The 17360-nt window shown below is 63.4% G+C and carries 4 protein-coding genes; all 4 read right to left on the bottom strand.

The window, feature by feature from the left end:
- Positions 1-13: 13 nt before the first annotated feature.
- The 4 genes from ACA070_RS14525 to gspE all read right to left on the bottom strand — a co-directional run bounded on the left by ACA070_RS14525 (position 14) and on the right by gspE (position 17188).
- Entirely contained in the window at positions 14-12634 is a 12621-nt protein-coding gene (locus ACA070_RS14525; RefSeq protein ID WP_497451721.1) for a filamentous hemagglutinin family protein, read from the bottom strand.
- Positions 12635-12844: 210 nt separating this feature from the next.
- Positions 12845-14017, bottom strand: a complete 1173-nt coding sequence (locus ACA070_RS14520) for a substrate-binding domain-containing protein (protein ID WP_497451720.1) — start codon at positions 14015-14017, stop codon at positions 12845-12847.
- Positions 14018-14558: 541 nt separating this feature from the next.
- Positions 14559-15770, bottom strand: coding sequence for a type II secretion system inner membrane protein GspF (gene gspF, locus ACA070_RS14515; RefSeq protein WP_497451719.1), 1212 nt, complete (start codon positions 15768-15770; stop codon positions 14559-14561).
- A complete protein-coding gene (gspE, locus tag ACA070_RS14510) occupies positions 15770-17188 on the bottom strand; it encodes a type II secretion system ATPase GspE (RefSeq protein WP_497451718.1) in 1419 nt (472 codons plus the stop codon). The genes gspF and gspE overlap by 1 nt, the downstream gene beginning before the upstream one ends.
- Positions 17189-17360 lie beyond the last annotated feature (172 nt).

Raw genomic sequence — 17360 nt, 5'->3', positions numbered from 1 at the left:
TACAACGAGAGTTCTACAACGTGAGGCTCCCCCGCTCCTCGTCAGTCAACCGCTGCCGCGCGGATTCATCCAGCACACCCGCCCCCAGCACCTGCACCGGGCTGTCCGGGTTATATACGGTCGCTGGCGCACGGCTGGCGCCATCACGCGACGGAGCCAGTTGCTCAGAGCCGAAACTCAGCACCTGCACGGTAAACACCGACGCCTGATGCTGCCGCGCCGCAGCCTGCTGCTGCCGTGCCACGTCCTCCGCTGCCTGGGTGGCCGACGATGCCGCCGAGCTGGCGGAAGTGATCGCCCCGGTGTTCACCGATGCCGTGACCGGCACCCCGGTCGATTTGCCCTGGGTCTGGATGTTCGCCGCATTCACCACCGTCAGCGCCGCGATATTTACGTTGCCGGAAACACGGATCCCCGCCTCGCCCGCATCGATCGTACCCAGCGGCGCGATCAGGTCGATGTCACCCGGCGCCACTTCAGGAATCGGGTTGAGCGTCGCAATACCGGCCCCGGTGCTTGGCACCGACGGCGACAGGGTCACATTGCCCCAGGTGTCATACAGACGCTTGGGCGGCGTGTAGACCACCGTGGTTTTCGAACCACGACCGGCGTTGATATCGCCTTCGGCCGACCAGCCCATGATCGAGCCACCGAACGTGGTCATGATCCGGCTCTGGCCGAGCAGGATGCTGCCTTTGGCGTACAACTCAATGTCGCCCTCACCCTGGGTGATCACCCCCGCCGTGGACGGCGGCGCCGTGCCTTCGATACCGAAGATCTGTCCACCGCCCGGCGTCAGCATCTGGATACCGCCTCCAAAGTCGGTGTGGACGCCCGCGCCGCCGTACATCGTGATATCGCCCTGGTAAGCGATCGGATTCCCGGCCACGTCCTTTTCCGGGAACAACCCGGCGATGGCCTCTCGACCTCGCAGGTAACTGCCCTGACGCGGGCCGCCCTTTTCGTTGTACTCGCGACCACCGGCCTTGAGTTCGGCGAAGTACACCTCACGGGCAAACACTCGACGCTGTTCGGCCGGCAAGGCCGCGTAGAAACGGCGCGCCTGCTCCGGGTTGCCGCTGAAACCATAACGGGCAGCCAGCCAATTGATCAGTTCGGTCTCATAGGTCTTGGCGACTTTGCCGTCCTGGCTGGCCAGCGAAAGACTGCTGGCCGCCTGGTTCGCGGCAGACAGGTAGGCGCTGACGAAGCGATCGTAGTCAGGGCCGTCGGGACCGACACCGGCCTGCATGACGATACTTGCGCCGGCTCGGGAATCCCCCGGCACCACTGAGCCGATACTGGTGACGCCGACCTTGTCTTCCATCAGCAGATTGCGACCGGCGCTGATCTCCAGCGTGCCGGGCCCGGCGACGTTGAAATTGCTGTAGAGAATGTCGCGACCGGCGGAGACGATGGAGATGTCATTCGGGTCGTTGTGGATGAACAGGTTGCCAGCGCTGCGGTAGTTGCCCAATGCATCACTGGCGCCGGCCATTTCATCCTTTCCAAGCGCAGTGCCGCTGCTGACAATGTCTCGCCCGGCCATCATCCATACAGGTCCGCCGCCCTCGTACCAGGTGCTGCCAAAACGGCTATCGCCGATTGCCGAGATAAAGGTGACCGCACGACCGCTGGACACACCCAGCAGATCACCGCTCATTGCATAGAAGCGTGCAGGTTCGCTGCTGGTTCGGGAGGACGCGCTGTTGGCGCCGAACGCAAACAACGGCAAGACCCCGCTGCTGACCGATGCGCGATTGCCTTCCTCGGACAAATTGCTGCCGCCCGCGGCGCTCACACCGTTGATTGTGCCGACGAACGCAGGGCGCTGTGGTGTCGCTAACGCGTCCGCAGACGCCCCGGACTGGCTGACGGTAAAACCGCCAGCGTAGATCGAGTCGCCTGCCAGCATCTGCAACTGGCCGTTTTGCGAAGGCGCCAGCACCAACGGTTGTCGATAAAAAACATCGCTGTTGGCAACGGCGGCAGCCTTGCCGTAGTACAGGCTGCCGGCAGCCGCGACGGCCCTGAGAATCGAAGGGTAGATCACTGCCGAATCGCTGCCCACGGCCTGGGTGAACGGCGTGAGATTGCCGCCCGCCGAAAACAGGTCGATCGCAGTGTGGTCGGTCCACAAGGTGAACCAGCTGTTGCCAACGCCTTTTTCACCGGTGCTGGACGTAAAGGGCGAACCGCTCATCAGCGGCGCACGTCCCGGGTCAGCCACATCTTGAAGCACCAGATCGCCTCGGGTCGACAAGCTGAACACCGCGTCCCCCGGCATCAAGGTCAGCCCCCCGGATGCAATGGCGCGGGTGGCCCGGAAAGAGTCATAGGCGCGGCTTTCCCCCGGTGACTGGTCCGTCGCCTGGCTTCCGTAATGCAGGGCAATGCTGCCCGTTGCGCCACTCTCGATTTGAGCGTGACCCCGCAGGTCAATCGCAGCGCCATTGAGATGATCGGCGACAATCTGGCTGGCTGGATTCAATGCACCGCTGACGCGCACATCAAGGTCACCCCCGCCGGTCAGCTGCACGCTGCCATTGGCGGCTACCCGGCCGGTGCCGCCTACTGCCAATACCAGCCCTTGGCTACGCGCGTTGATATTTGAGTTGAACGTGCTGCCAGCCAGCGTATTCAGTACCCCGGCATTTCCGCCCACCTGAACATTCAGATCGCCACCGCCCAGCGTGCCGAAACCGGTAAAGCCCACCATCTGATCGGCACCGTTGGCGACCATTGAAGCGGTGTAGCTGCCGAAGTTGATCCACCACGCCGCAGGTTGCGTCGTACCGCCGGTGGCCACTGCGCCGCTGCCCTGTCGCCAGAGCCAGTTGCCGGTGTTGACCGAGTCATAACCCACATCCGCCGGGTTAGGTCGGCCGAAAGCGCCCGCTGACGCGGCAGCGTTGCCAGTCAGATCGCCACCGACCTTGAGCATCAGGTTGCCACCGCCGTCCGGGTACCAGGCGCGATAGACGCTGTCGGCACCGCCATTGACGAGTTTTTCGTAACTGCCGTTTTCGTCGTTGAGCACCATTCCCTTGGCGCCAAGGGCCTTGGGCTGATTGAACGGGTCGCCAGGGAAAGTCGCGCTGGCCGAAGTGCCGGCGGTGTAGACACCGAACAACGAATCCATGCGCAGGCTGCCACCGCTCAGCAGTTCGAGATCTCCGGTGCCGGTGCGGATCACGCTGAACCGGCTGCTGCCGGGCTTGAGTCCGTATTCGACTTTGCCGCCGGCGATGCAATAGGTCGGGGTACTGGCACAGAAGTCACCGACGTCTCCCACCAGTGCCGGGTCTACCGGATCGCCTTCCACCACATTGATGCCGGCATCGGCGAGTTCAAGCACCGCCTGGGCACTCCATACGAACGTGACCGCAGGGGCACAATAGGTCGGCGTGCTGGCGCAGAAGTCTTCGACATTGCCGACCAGGTCGGGATCTACCGGATCGCCTTCCTTGACGATAATCCCGGCGTCCGCCAACTCCAGCACCGCCTGGGCACTCCAGACAAAACCGGCCTTGGGCGGCAACGCCTGGCCAAACATCCCATAGTGACTGTCGGCCAGACGCAAATCGCCATGGGCGGGATTGGCCTGCACGACACGACTGTCCGCTGCCGTGGTGTCCGCGCCGGAGACCAGGCGCAGCGACCAGGATTGCGAACCGTCGGCGAGCATCGGCGCAATCGCCCAGATCGCACCCTGACGGCCTGCCACTTCCGGTCGCAACTGGACCGAATCCACCCCGGTGGGCAATTTCACATCGGTGCCGGACGGGATCAGCGAGCCCCGATTCAGCGCCAGGCTGCCATTGAGTTTCAACACATTGTTCTGTGGATTGCCCGCACCTTCGACGTTCGGCAACGGCACGCCCTTGGGCCAGGTAAAGGCGCGCAGCGAAGCGCCGCTGGTCAGCAGGCTCCCGGCATCCAGTTGCGAGCCGGCGGCCAGGGTCAAGTTCTGATGCAGTAACGTCCCGGCGGCGAACAGGACATTGCCCGAACCATCGCGTACAGCGGCCGCGAGAACGGTGCCCGCCGGCAACAGCAACGGCTGATCGAGGGTCACGGCTACCGGCGAACGGGTGCCGGCGGCCAGGCTCACGTCTTTGATCGGCACGTCGTAGTTCAACGTCGTTCCGGCCGGAAACGCGGTGCCGTCGGCCAGCGTCACGCCGGCGCCCGGTACCACGATATCGCCACCGGTGAAATCAATGCCGGGCAGCAAGGACCAGCCGTTGTCGTCCTGCGTCGCCGGAGGCGGTGCGAACCCGTCGTTGATGCTGCCGTAGATACTCAGGTCGCCACCGGCACGCAGGGTCAGGCTGCCGGACTCGCCGGAGCCATAAATCGACGTCTTCTGGGTATGAGGATTGACGCTCGCGTAGCGGTAACCCGACAGGTCAAGGTCGCCTTGCACCACAAGGTCGCCATCGGCGCTGGCACTGACAATCTCGACCCCCGGTCGCAGGTGGAACGCATCGGCATAACGGGCATTGTTCAAGCCGGCCAGTTTGCGCTGCATCAAGTCGTTGTTGGCCAGTGCGGCGTTAATGAACTGCCCGCTCTGCACATGCTTGCCGTCCAGGTACGCCTGGTCGATCACTTGATACGGACGACCGCTGGCCGCCGGGTCAGCGCCCAGCGGTGCGTCGTCGTACTGCCAGGTGGCGTTCAACGCGATGGACCGGGCGCCCTGGATATCCAGGTTGCCACTGGCATCGATGGCGATGTCACCGTAGACCGGATCGGCAGCACCGGGTCCCATGCGTCGGGCATTGAGTTCGAGGGTGCCGCGCGCACGACCGTCGTTCTGCCCCGGAAGATTACCGACAGCCACATCGGTGCCATGACGCAGGTCGATGCGCGCACCGTTCGCCAGGGTCAGCACGCCTTCTCGAGACGTCAGGTCGACCATGGCGCGGTTCGGTGAGTCGATGATCTTGCCGTAGCTGTCTACCCGAAGGCGCTTGCCATGGGCATCGAGCACCGCACCGCTGCCCAGGGTCAGGTTATTTTTCGCCGCCAGTCGAATGCTGCCGACCCGTTCGCCACTGGCGTCCACCGTACCGTTGACCGACAGGCTGCCGTTATCCAGCGACACGGTGATGTTCGACGCTTTCAGATCGTTGCCGATCGCCAGGTCGCCTTGCTTGAGCTGGAAGCTGCGCGCGCCAAACACCTCGCCCTGATTCAAACGCTGGTTCAGGGCCGCGAATTGTTCACTCAGGTTGCCGCTGCCACCCAGGCGTTGTGCCTGGATCTCGACCTCACCGGCCTGGTACGGCATCGACGTGCCGCCGGCGTCGAAAAATCCACTGCTGCTGCCCAGAATGCTGCCTTGCAGGTCGACCACCCCGGCGGCCGGATCCAGCGCCACGGCACTGAGTTGGCCGGCGCGATTGTTGCGGGCCGACAGATCAATCCGAGAACCGGCGCTCTGCAGAATGTTGCCGTTGCGGCTCTGAAGAATGACTTCGCCGCCGCCACTGTACTTGGTCAGGTCATTGAAGGTGATGGCCCGCCCGGCCACATCGATCAGCGAGCCATCGGCCAGCGTCAGATCATGGGTCGCATTGAGGGTCAATTTACCGCTGGGCAACACCACCGCACTGGCCAGGCTGATCCGGCTGCCGCTCAGCAACAGTTCGGCGCCCAGGCCGACAGCGCCGGCTCCGGCATTCGCCGCGCCGCTCACATCAATGGCACCACCGGCGGTGATGCGGTTGACCGAACCGGCTTCACCGGTCATCAACGGTGTGACAATGTTCAGGTTGCCGCCGCTGTAACTGAAACCCTTTTGCGCGTCGAAAGCACCCTGGGTCTGGTACACCGCGAGGCTGCCTTTGTGATTGGCCGTGATGCGTTCGCTGGCATTCAGGTTGACGTCGGCAAACCCCACCGCCAGACGATCAAGCGTATCGACAGAAGCAGGCTGGGCGAAATCGCCATAACCGAACTCGATGCGCTCGGCCTGAATGTCCAGGCGCCCGCTGCCGGTACCGGCGCCGTCGGCGATCACGGTGCCGGGTGAGCCTTGGGCGCCGTTCCAGATCAGGTTGGAGGTGTGGATCGTCGCCACGTCGTTCGCACCGCCCGCACCATACATCGCCGGGGTCGTGAGCATCAGGTTGCTCAGGCGCGAGCGACCGGTCTGGGCGTCGTAGGTGTCGAGGGTGGCGCTGCCATAGAAGTTCATCGCCTCGCGGGCGGACAGCTCCAGGGTTTCCAGTGCAGGAGCACCGTACTCGGTGTCGCCTCGCAGCAAGCGCTCAAGCACCGGCTGGCTCAAACTCAAACCGGTGGGCAACACGTTGCGCGTCGCCGCATCGGCGAGTGCCTGGCTGCTGCCGACGTTGATGTTGCCCACGGCCAGGGTCAGGTGGCGAGTGCCATAGCGAACCTGATCGCCCAGCTCCAGGGTTGTGCCTGTCGCCGCGACGATGCTGCCGTCGGAGTACAGCCGTGTCTGGCCGGTGCAGGGCGTGCTGTCGCAACCACCCACGCTGATCGAACCACTCACGGTATTGGGCGCGAGCCGCACGTTGAGCAAGCCGTTGGAAACCGCGAGCAGGTTTGTCGCCTGGTAGATGAAGCCGTCCCGGGCATCGAACGACGCCGCGCCTCGGCCAATGGTGTTGATCATCGCCCCCTGTTCCACCACCAGATTACCGTTCCCCGTCACCAGGAAGACTTCCGGGGCAGAGAGGGTTGCACCCTGGCGCAGGGTAATGTTCGAACTGGCACCCACGCCGGTAAAGTTGATGTAGTTACCGCCCTGGCCATAGAGCACGTAAGGCAGCCGGCCGACCATCAACCGCGTCGCCTGCAAGGCATTCAGACTGTCGGCGTCCAGCGTGATACCGGCGAAGCCCGGGGTAGTCTGTTGCCCCGGCGCGACGATTTCCAGGTCGACATTGGGGATGACCGAAGACGCCACCACGGTTCCGCCGTACCCGCCCGGTGCAGCGTCGAACTTGCCGCTGCCATTGAACGAAAACGACTGTTCCTGTGCCCCCTTGAGCATCGCCAGCTTGAGGGTTTTCGCGTCCATCGGCAGCATGGCTCGCGGAACGCCTGAGCGCGCCGCATCAGCCATTGCGAACTGGGCGTAACTGGTTTCGTCGTATTGCGAATAGCGGCGCAAGACATCACCCGACGTCAGGATCAACTGGCTGGTGATGCTGTCGCGCAGTCCGGTATTGGCCACCGATAACGTACCGGCGGTGGTCCACGAACCATTGCGCATCCGTTGTGCACCCGCCACGCTACCCAACCCCGCCAGACCGTTGACCTCGACCCGGAACGCTCCCGGCAGCAACGCATAGTTGGAAGGCATCAACGTGTAGGTGCCGGCTGCCAGCCCGGGCACGCCCGCACCAATGGTGACTTGGCGACCGATCACCGGGTCGACGCCCCCGCCTTCGGCCGCCACGGGTGCGTAAGCGCTCTGGTTGCCCGGCACGATGGCGTACACCGGGTTGGTGGAAAGGCCCGGCAAGGTGAAACCACCGTTGGCGCCGATCTGCACCAGCGGGTTGTAACGGGCGTCGGTCGAACCTCCGCGACCGGAGACAAACCCGGCCCCCAGCAGGTCGCCGCCACCGGACAGGTCCAGGACAGACCCTGCCTGGGCCTCGATCGACTGGCCTCCGAGAATCACCCCGACGGTCAGATCACCGTTCTCGTTGAGAACAGATCCTTGTCCGACCAGCGCTACATTTTTGCCCCCGTAGCTATAGGTCTGACCATCGACGGTGCCGCCATAGGGCAAGACCAAGCCTTTGCCGCTGACCGAGGTGAGGCTGCCGGACAGCAGTTGCACCTGTGTCGTCTTGGCCGCGGAGGTGTTGTCCGTCGTACCCAGTTCGAGCTGACCCAACGGTGCGCGAACCACGCCACCTTGTTTGATCGTTGCAGAACCCAGCTGTAACCGACCGAACACCGAGTACGGTACATCCGGGGTCACGTCACCGACGCGGCCGATGACCAACGCCCGCGACAGGTCATAGAACATTGACCCCGCCACTGACCCCATGCTCAAACCCGCCAGGACCCGGGCGCCGACGCCCGTGGCCGGGTACAACTGTGCCGCCCGCAAGGTCATGTCGCCGGGGGTCACTATTTGCGTGGTAAAGCCGACCGGCATCCCCTGCCCCCCAGTACCGGCCAGGAAGCGCAGATCACCACGACTGGTCAGTTCGACCCGGTCGAAACCGTCGCGCTCGACGGTAACCGTCGACGTGTCGGCGCGCCTGAACGTCCCTTTGTTGCTGAAGGTCACGCTGCCCTGAACATCAAGCAGGTCGGCATTGATCGAAAACAACGCCTGATTGGTCGACGAGAACACAGTGGCATCAAGCACCGGGCGGTTATAGCCGTCCTTGCCCACGACCTCCGGGACACCGGCCAACAGCACATGCGGCGCGCTCAGTTCAACCCGGGAATTGCTGGCGGCGCCTTCGGCAAGGCCGATGCCCCGGGCATACAGATTCAGGCTTTGACCGGTGGTCAGCGACACATCCCCGGCCATGCTCAACAAACCATTGCTGAGCAGCGACACCGTGTCGAAACCGCCGGCCTGCACCTGATCGACGCCCAACCGGCCGCGACCGTAAACCAGCGAACCAGCGGCGTCTTCGGGCGAATCTTTCAAGGTCTCGGACACATGCGTCTGGCTGAGGATCAACTCACGGGCCTGCAACACCCGATCCGTGACACTGGCGTTCGGGTAATACGGAGTTTCGAGCGCCACCGCCAGATTGCCGCCCGCCGCACCCGCGCCGCCGGCCCGGGCGTTGAAGCGACCGTCCAGGTACAAGCCATTGTTGGAGGCCAGGGAAATACTGCCGCCATTGCTTGCCACCCAGGTTTTGCCCTGGCCCGCAATGTCCAGCAAGGCCTGAGTGCCTGAGGCTTCCAGGCGCGATCCTTCGCGCAGCACCACGAACAGATCGGACGCCGTGGACACCCCGGTTTTGCTGTCGATCTGGCCGCCGATCACAATCCTGCCGCCGTCACGCACCAGGCCATAGGTCCGGCCACGTGCATCCACCGCCGTTGCCGCGCGTGCCGCCACGTCGATCAGCGCCTGCTCTCCGAGCCAGATGGAGCGACCGTGGCCGGTGGCGTTCACGGCCTCGGAAACCGGTTGTGCGACACTTAGCGCACCCAGAGTGACCTGCCCGCCCCAGGCATTCAACGTGCCGTTGGCCGTCAATTGACCAATGCTGCGCAGGTTGATTGACTGGCCAGGATCGACGCTGATCACCGAACCCTGGCCGAGGGTCAACGCAGTACTGGCCATCTGCGCGGCGCCCGACAGCGATGTGCCGGCGTTCAGGTTCAGGCTGGCGCCGCGACGCTGGGTCAGCAGGCCTTTGAGCGGGTCTTCCTGATACAGGGTCGGCAACCAACGCTCAAGCGCCATCGCCGGTTCTGCGCCCGAGGCGGTGCTCGCCGCCTCTTCTGCAAAGCGGTACGCCGGTGCGGTGACGTCGACCTGCGCACCGTCGGCGACGATCAAGCCTTCGTTGCCGGTGATGACGTAGGCCGAAAAACCCTTGTTGAAGAAATCGGTGGCCAGGTTCAGCGAATCGCTGCCCGACGCTGTATCCGTGTCGCCAATCTGTACAGTGCGGGACTGGATTTTCAAGGTGCCACCACCCGTTACACCGTCCCCGCGCAACTCGGCTCCCAGGGTCAATTTCCCCGCGCCGGAAGCAACGCCATCAGCCGCCGCCAGGGTCAGGTCACCGCCCTTGCCCCCACGGGTCTTGCCATCCGCAAGCACAGCGCCGCCGGAAGAGACATCGATCAGGCTACCCGCCTGCAAATCGATGTCCCCGGAGCTGCGCAACGACACCGTGCCGCCATTGAGGTAAGGCAATCGGCTGGTGTCACCGGCATCCAGCAGCAGGTTGCTCCAGCGACCGGCCGTATTCAGTTGCACACCCTGCGCCACCGTCACCTGGGCCTTGGCGTTGCCATTGGGAGCCAGCACGACATCCCCCACCACGAAGCTGCGATCACTGGCCACTTGCTTGAGCACGTTGCCCAGACGGAGGCTGCCACCGCGCGCAGTGAGATCAGCGTTGGCGTTGACCTGGGGGGCGTACAGCGTAATTTCGCCCCCGTCAGCCACCACCAGCGGCGCATCGACCTGTACCTGTTGCCGCGCCGCGACGTTCACCGCGCCGAGCTGGAAACCGTTGAGCTGGTCGCTATCCAGTTGCAGCTTGCCCTTGCGGTCACTGGCCACTGCCGAAGTCAGGTCCAGGCCGGCGGCGATCTTCTGCTCGACATCGCCGATCAATACCTGATCCAGTACCGGGTTCAGGCCGCTGTTGACCACGCCCGTGGTCTTGTCGTAGACCGGCGTGTAATTGCCGACCAGCAACTGCGCCCGTCGAGCCACCGCTGTCTGCGATTGCCGGTAACCGTCAAGACTCGGGTTCGGTGCCTGGGTCTGGCGTTCGCCCTTGAACACTTCACCGACAATCTGGCCTTCCAGCACCGCGCTGTTGGTCGCGACCACCAACTTGCCGGCATCGCGGCCCACGGTGTAGCCGTCTTCGTAACGTTGCTTTGGCGCGATCAAGGGGCTGTAGTAATAGGACGTCTGCCCCCAGCGCTGACTGTGGTCTTCGTAGCCGTTGTAAAACCCTGAATAGAGAATGTCCCCCGGTGCGCGCGACAACTCATACAACCGTCCATTCGGGCCCTTGAGCCAGGATTGCTGGACGAATCCACTCTGCACATCCAGCGTGCCGCCCGACAGGTTGAGCTGCGCGCGCTCCTGAGTGACCACATCGTTACCGGTGAAACTCAAGGTGCCGCCCTGGGCCATCCACTCGCCGACACTGTGGTTCTGTGTGCCGAGATAACCACCGACTTCGAGCAAACCACCGGCGGTGTACCAACGCTCGGTGGCGTAGCCGTTGGTGCCTGCGGCTACCTTCACCAGGTCACGCATGTCGACCCACACGTCACTGTTGCTCAGTTTGCCGCCCTCGCGGTTGACCGGCGCGTCACGCTGCTCGTTGCCCTGGACGTTGACCTTGATGCTGTTGGCTTCCATCGCCACCTTGACGCCGATGGCGCCGGACACGTCGATCACCGCGCCGTCGCGCACCAGGCTGCGAACCCCGGCGCTGACCGCGACCTGGCCGCCAGTGGCGAGGGTGATCGAACCCTTCTGGAAATCGACACTGGCGCCGCTGACGATCTCCACCCGCGACTGATCGGTGCGGTCCGCCACCGCGCTGAGGTTGTTGAATCGGCCAGTGTTCAAGGTGTTGGAGGCGCCATCGAGCCCAGCCAAGGCGGCGTCACGCTGGCTGTTCAGGGCCTGGCCACTGGCGGCGTCGAGGAGGATCGCCGTGGTACTGCCCTGGCCGAGTGTCACGCTACCGGTGTCGTCGGTGGCCGAATTGAGCAGGTGTACAGTGCCGCGAATATCGACTGAGGTGCTGGCCACGGCGACAGCGTTCTGCTGCACCTGATGACCGGTCAGCGTGATGTCGCCAGTGGACGCTTGAATCAGGCCGTTATTGATCACCGTGCCGGCGCTGCTCCCCGTGTTCAGCGCAGTCGCCACTTCGTTGCCCCGGGTCGTCGAGCGCAGGTTGCCGCTGGTGCCGACACCCCGACGAATATAGAAGCTGTCGCCAGCCGCCAATGTCGCCTGGCCTTTGGCGGCGACGATGGAACCGGCGTTCTCCACTTCGTTGCCGAGCAACAGCGTGTAACCGCCAGCGTCGGTGGACGATGCCGCCTTGTGCGTTTCGATCAGGGCGCCACGCTCCACCAGCACTTTGCCGGCGGCATCGCTGAAGGTCGGCTGGCTACCGGTCGCATCGACGTACAGGCCGCGCTGGCTGAACTGCTCATCGGTAATCGTCGCGGCGGCGGCCACCAGGTTGCGCACGTTGACCTGGCTGGTGCCGCTGAACACGATGCCGTTGCGGTTGATCAGCATCACCGTGCCGTCACCCTTGATCTGTCCCTGAATCTGAGTCGGTCGCGCACTTGGGTCGTTGATGCGGTTCAACACCGCCCAGTTCGATTGCTGCTGGAAATCCACGGTGGTGTTGCGCCCGACGTTAAACGTTTCCCAGTTCAGGATCGCCTTGTCGGCCGTCTGTTGGACCTTCACCGTTGTCTTGCCGTCGGCCTGGATTTGCTCGGGTGCCTGGGCATTGAGCCAGCCTTGGGTCAGGCTGTTGTCGACTTTCAAACCGCCCTCGCCCAATCCATCCGGCACCGTTTGTACCCGGCCGAACGAGGCCTGCCGCCCTGCCGCTTGCGCCGCCTGTTGAGCGGCAATCGCGGCCACGGTGTTGTTGAGGTTGGTCAATGAGCGCTGCAACTGCTGATTGGCTTTTTGCTGCTGCGCCAGCGGTGGCGGTATGCCCGGCATTGTCGCACTGGGTCGCATCGCGCCAGCCGACTGCGCGGCACCCTTGGCGGCAAACCAGCTGGAACTGAATGCCGTGGCCGCGTGGGCATTGCCGGCGACCATCAATAGCGCGATGGCCTGGGCCAACGGCTTGAGCCGCAGTATCGACAGCTCGCCATCACGACGCGGGGCATTCGGTTTTGCCAGAGGTTTGCAGCGCAGCATCACTACTCATCCTTTCGAATTGCGGAAGGTCTGCAACGCCGTGCCATCAAGCGGCCAGCGTTGCTTATAGGGGATAGTCGGTTACACCGGTGCGCGACCGAACTGCTGTCACGCAATGTTCATCTGATTGTTTTGCGCAGGTCACACGCAAAAAATCAGCAACGGCTCACGCCGTTGCTGATCAGGTATTGCGGGTCGTTGAAGCGAGGGTTACAGCGGACGACCGATGGCGTTGCAAACGCTGGTGTTACCGATGCTCAGGCCGCTGGAGGCGGTGACGAAGCTGTTACGTACAGCGGTTTTCCAGGCCGAAGGCAGTGGCACGAAACGGTTGCTGCTGATGGCTGCGTCGTTGTTGTTCGCAGCCAGGGCACCGTAGTGACGGTTGAAGAACGCACGAACCTGTGTGGTCTGGGTCGCGTCGGCGTAGCACTGGCTGAACACCAGGTTGGTGAAACCCAGGATCGGGTAGCCGGTGGTTGGGTAAGCGACAACGCTTGGATCGGACGGGTTGGTGGTGGCGGCGAACACTGGGACCCAGGCGTTCGGGTTGGACAGGTTGGCAGCAGTCGGCACGGCGACGGCGGCGATAGCGGCCGAAACGTTAGCTGGAGCTGGCGATACACCGGCGACCTTGGCGACTTTGGTGGCGTCGTCCAGGCCAGCAAGTGTTGGTGCAGCGTAGTCCGGGCTCATGTAGGTAATGCGACCGTCAACGGCATTCAAGGCATCCATCACGCCTTGGCTGGTCACGGCTGGAACGGCACCGGCCGGCAAGCCACCCGAGTAGCTGGAGGCGAAGCTGGTGGTGACGGCGAAGGTGCCGGTTTCAGCACACTTGGCGTTCAGGAAGCGAGTGAACAGCTCAGTGGTGCCGCTGCTTTCGTTACGGTAAACCACATTGATCGCGCCAGTACGGCCCGAACCGGTGATCTGGCTCCAGTCGGTCAGACGGCCGGAGAACACGCCGCACAGCTGGTTGACGCTCAGATCAACGTTGGCAGTGCCGGCCTTGTTGAACGGAATGGCAACCGAAGTGGCCACCGAAGGCACCTGGATCAGTGGACCCCAGGCAGCGCCATGCGCCGACACATAGTTGCTCAATTCGGTAGCGCTGAGTTTGGAATCGCTACCGGCCCAATGCACGTTCTTGCCGGTGGTGCCGGCCACGAACTTGGTGTAATCGTTGTTCAGGAAGGCAGCCTTACCGTTGCCGCTGCCGACACCGATGTAGGCGGCGAAGCCAGTGGTCAGTACGCCAGTGGTCTGGTACAGCGGTTGTGGCAGGGTCGCGCCACCACCATTGATGTCAGCCATTGCAGCCTGTGCCGAGCACAGGGCAGCGAGGGTCAGGGATACCGCGAGAACGTTGCGCTTAAACATGAAGAATCTCCTTTCGTCGTGTTCGTACGTTGAGTGAGTTGCTCGTGCATGACGCCATGGCGCTCAAGTCCGTGGGGGTGAGGCCATGGAGTAGAAACTCGCAGCTTCCGGTGACAGAGAAAGGAAAAAACCTCGGGAGGTACGCGGTGATTTTCCAGCAGATTCTCGGGTGTTCGAGGGGGCTTTCAACGGTGTTTGCCACGAGATTTTCGGCGGTTTGGCCCAAGCGCGGCTGGAGGGCTTAATGGGTCGCGGCACATGACAGAACGACGAACCCGAGGATGGCGCAATTGAGGCTCGGGTGATGGTGCAAGGCTTGATAATAATTTTGTGTGGGTGAACAAAATCATGTGCCCCTGTAGCAGCTGCCGAGCCTGCGAGGCTGCGTTCGGCTCGGTCCGCGCTCGGGCAAAGCAGTCGTAAATGCGGCTAACGCGGTTAGTCTGATGTACTGCAATCTCTGGTTTCACGACTGCTTCGCAGCCGAACGCAGCCTCGCAGGCTCGGCAGCTGCTACAGGTCGTATTGCGACTCGATGCCTTCACTGCACCAGTTGGTTGATCTCGATAATCGGCAGCAACACCGCCATCACGATCACCAGCACCACCCCGCCCATGACCACGATCATCAGCGGCTCGAGCAGCGCAGTCATGCCCATCGCCCGGCGTTCGATGTCCCGGGACAGGGTTTGCGCCGCGCGCTCCAGCATCGGCGGCAGCGAGCCGGTTTTCTCGCCGCTGGCGATCAAGTGGATCAATACCGGCGGGAAGACTTTCTCGACCCGCAACGCAGCCGCCAGGTTAACGCCCTCGCGCACCTTGGCGGTGGCGTCGCTGACACTCAGGCTGAGCCGGTCGTTGGACAAGGTCTGGCGGGCCGCTTCCAGCGCACGCAACAACGGCACGCCAGCGCCGCCGAGAATCGCCAGGGTCGAGGCGAAACGTGCGGTGTTCAGCCCCAGGACAAATCGCCCGAACAGCGGTAAGCGCAGGATCCGGCTGTGCCAGCTCAGGCGTGCCGCCGGGTTGCGCAAATACAAGCGCCAACCCCAGAAACCACAGGTGATCACGCTGAAACACAACCAGCCCCAACCACGAATAAAATCACTGGCGTTGAGCATCGCCAGCGTCAGTCCTGGCAAATCCTGGCGGGCCTGTGAGAACGCGCTGACTACTTGCGGCACCACGTAGCTGAGCAGAAAGATCACGATGGCAATCGATACCAGCCCGACGACGCCCGGATAGATGAACGCCGTCAGGATCTTGCCCCGCAGGTTGTTGCGTTCTTCGATGTAATCGGCGAGCCGCTCCATGACCTGCGCCAGGTCGCCGGACTCCTCGCCCGCCGCAATCAACGCCCGATAGATCTCTGGAAAGTCCCGGGGGCGCGCCGCCAGTGCTTCAGCCAGGCGCATGCCACTGCGAACATCGGCGCGTACCGCGCTCAACGTCTGGGCGATGTGTTTGCGTTCGGCTTGTTCAACCGTCGCGCTCAACGCGGCTTCCAGCGGCAGGCTGGCGCCGAGCAGGCTCGCCAGTTGCCGGGTGGCCCAGGCTAAATCGTTGTCTGAGAGCCTGGCGCTGAACATCCCGCCACCACCGCTCGCAGGGGGGTTGTTTTCAATCTGCACCAGCAACGCGGTCAGTCCACGGCTGCGCAGTACACCGAACGCAGCACTCTGGCTGTCGGCCTCAAGGTGCCCGGTCTCAATCTTGCCGGTGGCATCGGCGGCTTCAAAACGGTAGCGGTTCATCAGGCGTCCCGTGTCACGCGGTGGATTTCTTCCGGCGCAGTGGTGCCGCTGCGCACCCAACGCTCGCCATCTTCGCGCATGCTGAACATCCCGGCCTGACGGGCCGCGGCCCTTAATGCCTGCTCGCCGGCACCCTGATGAATCAGGCTGCGAATGTCGTCGTCGATGCAAAACAACTCATGAATACCGGTCCGCCCGCTGTAGCCGGTGTGGTTGCACACGGCACAGCCAACCGGGCGCCAGGTCCCGGGGACCGTCGGGTCCTCCTGCTTGCAGTGCTGACACAAACGTCGCACCAGGCGTTGCGCGAGTACACCGAGCATTGATGACGCCAGCAAGAACGGTTCAACACCCATGTCGATGAGCCGGTTGACTGCCGAGACCGCATCGTTGGTGTGCAGGGTCGCCAATACCAGGTGCCCGGTGAGCGATGCCTGCACGGCGATTTGTGCGGTTTCGAGATCGCGGATCTCGCCAATCATTATGATGTCCGGGTCCTGGCGCAGGATTGCCCGCAGCGCGAGTGCAAAGGTCATGTCGATTTTGGCGTTGACCTGAATCTGGCTGATGCCCGGCAAGTCGTATTCCACCGGGTCTTCGACGGTGAGGATATTGCTGGTGCTGGCGTCCAGCCGGGCCAGCGCCGCATACAGGCTGGTGGTTTTGCCACTGCCGGTCGGGCCGGTGACCAGCACAATGCCGTGGGGCTGGCGGATCAGGCTATCCAGTCTGGTCAACACCTGGGCGTCCATGCCCAGGGTCTCCAATTGCAGGCGCCCGGCCTGTTTGTCCAGCAGGCGCATCACCACCCGTTCACCATGGCCAGTGGGCACGGTGGAAACGCGGATATCGATCGGCCGACCGGCCACGCGCAAGGCAATGCGTCCGTCCTGTGGCAGGCGTTTTTCCGCGATGTCGAGTTGCGCCATAATCTTGATCCGCGAGACCAGTGCACCGTGCAGCGCCTTGCGCGGCGACACCACGTCACGCAGCGTGCCATCGACCCGGTAGCGCACCACCGAGTGGCTTTCATAGGGTTCGATGTGAATGTCACTGGCCTCGTCACGCGCGGCTTGCGTGAGCAAGGCGTTGATCATGCGGATCACCGGCGCGCCATCCTGCGTGTCGAGCAGGTCGGTGATTTCCGGGATGTCCTGCATCAACCGGTCGAGATCGACTTCGTTTTCCGCCGCGCCGACCACCGCCGCCGCGCTGCCAGTGTCGGCGTAAGCGCTGGCGAGCAATCCGTCAAGCTCATCGTCGCGCACCCGCTCCAGCCGCGCTGGCCCGAACTGCCGCCGAACTTCACTGATCGACCAGCCCGGTGTCGACGGACACACCGTCAGCACCGCGCCCTCCTCGCCATTGCGCAGCACAATCCGTTGGGCCTTGGCCCAGGCGTAGGGTAATGCGCTCATGAACAGGCCCCCTTGATCAATGAGTTCCACACGTCCCCTGTAGCAGCTGGCGAAGCCTGCGTCCGGCTGCGCAGCAGTCGTAAAACCAGACAATACGGTGTTTCAGGTAAACCGTGGATGCAGGCTTGGCGACTGCTGCGCAGCCGGACGCAGGCTTCGCCAGCTGCTACAG

This window comes from Pseudomonas sp. LBUM1678, assembly GCF_059695575.1.
This window is presented reverse-complemented; position numbering and strand designations above follow the sequence as displayed.

Excerpts from the sequence above, each read along its gene's own strand:
- ACA070_RS14520 (WP_497451720.1), bottom strand. The coding sequence starts at position 14,017 with ATGTTTAAGCGCAACGTTCTCGCGGTATCCCTGACCCTCGCTGCCCTG.
- gspE (WP_497451718.1), bottom strand. The coding sequence starts at position 17,188 with ATGAGCGCATTACCCTACGCCTGGGCCAAGGCCCAACGGATTGTGCTG.
- ACA070_RS14525 (WP_497451721.1), bottom strand. The coding sequence starts at position 12,634 with ATGCTGCGCTGCAAACCTCTGGCAAAACCGAATGCCCCGCGTCGTGAT.
- gspF (WP_497451719.1), bottom strand. The coding sequence starts at position 15,770 with ATGAACCGCTACCGTTTTGAAGCCGCCGATGCCACCGGCAAGATTGAG.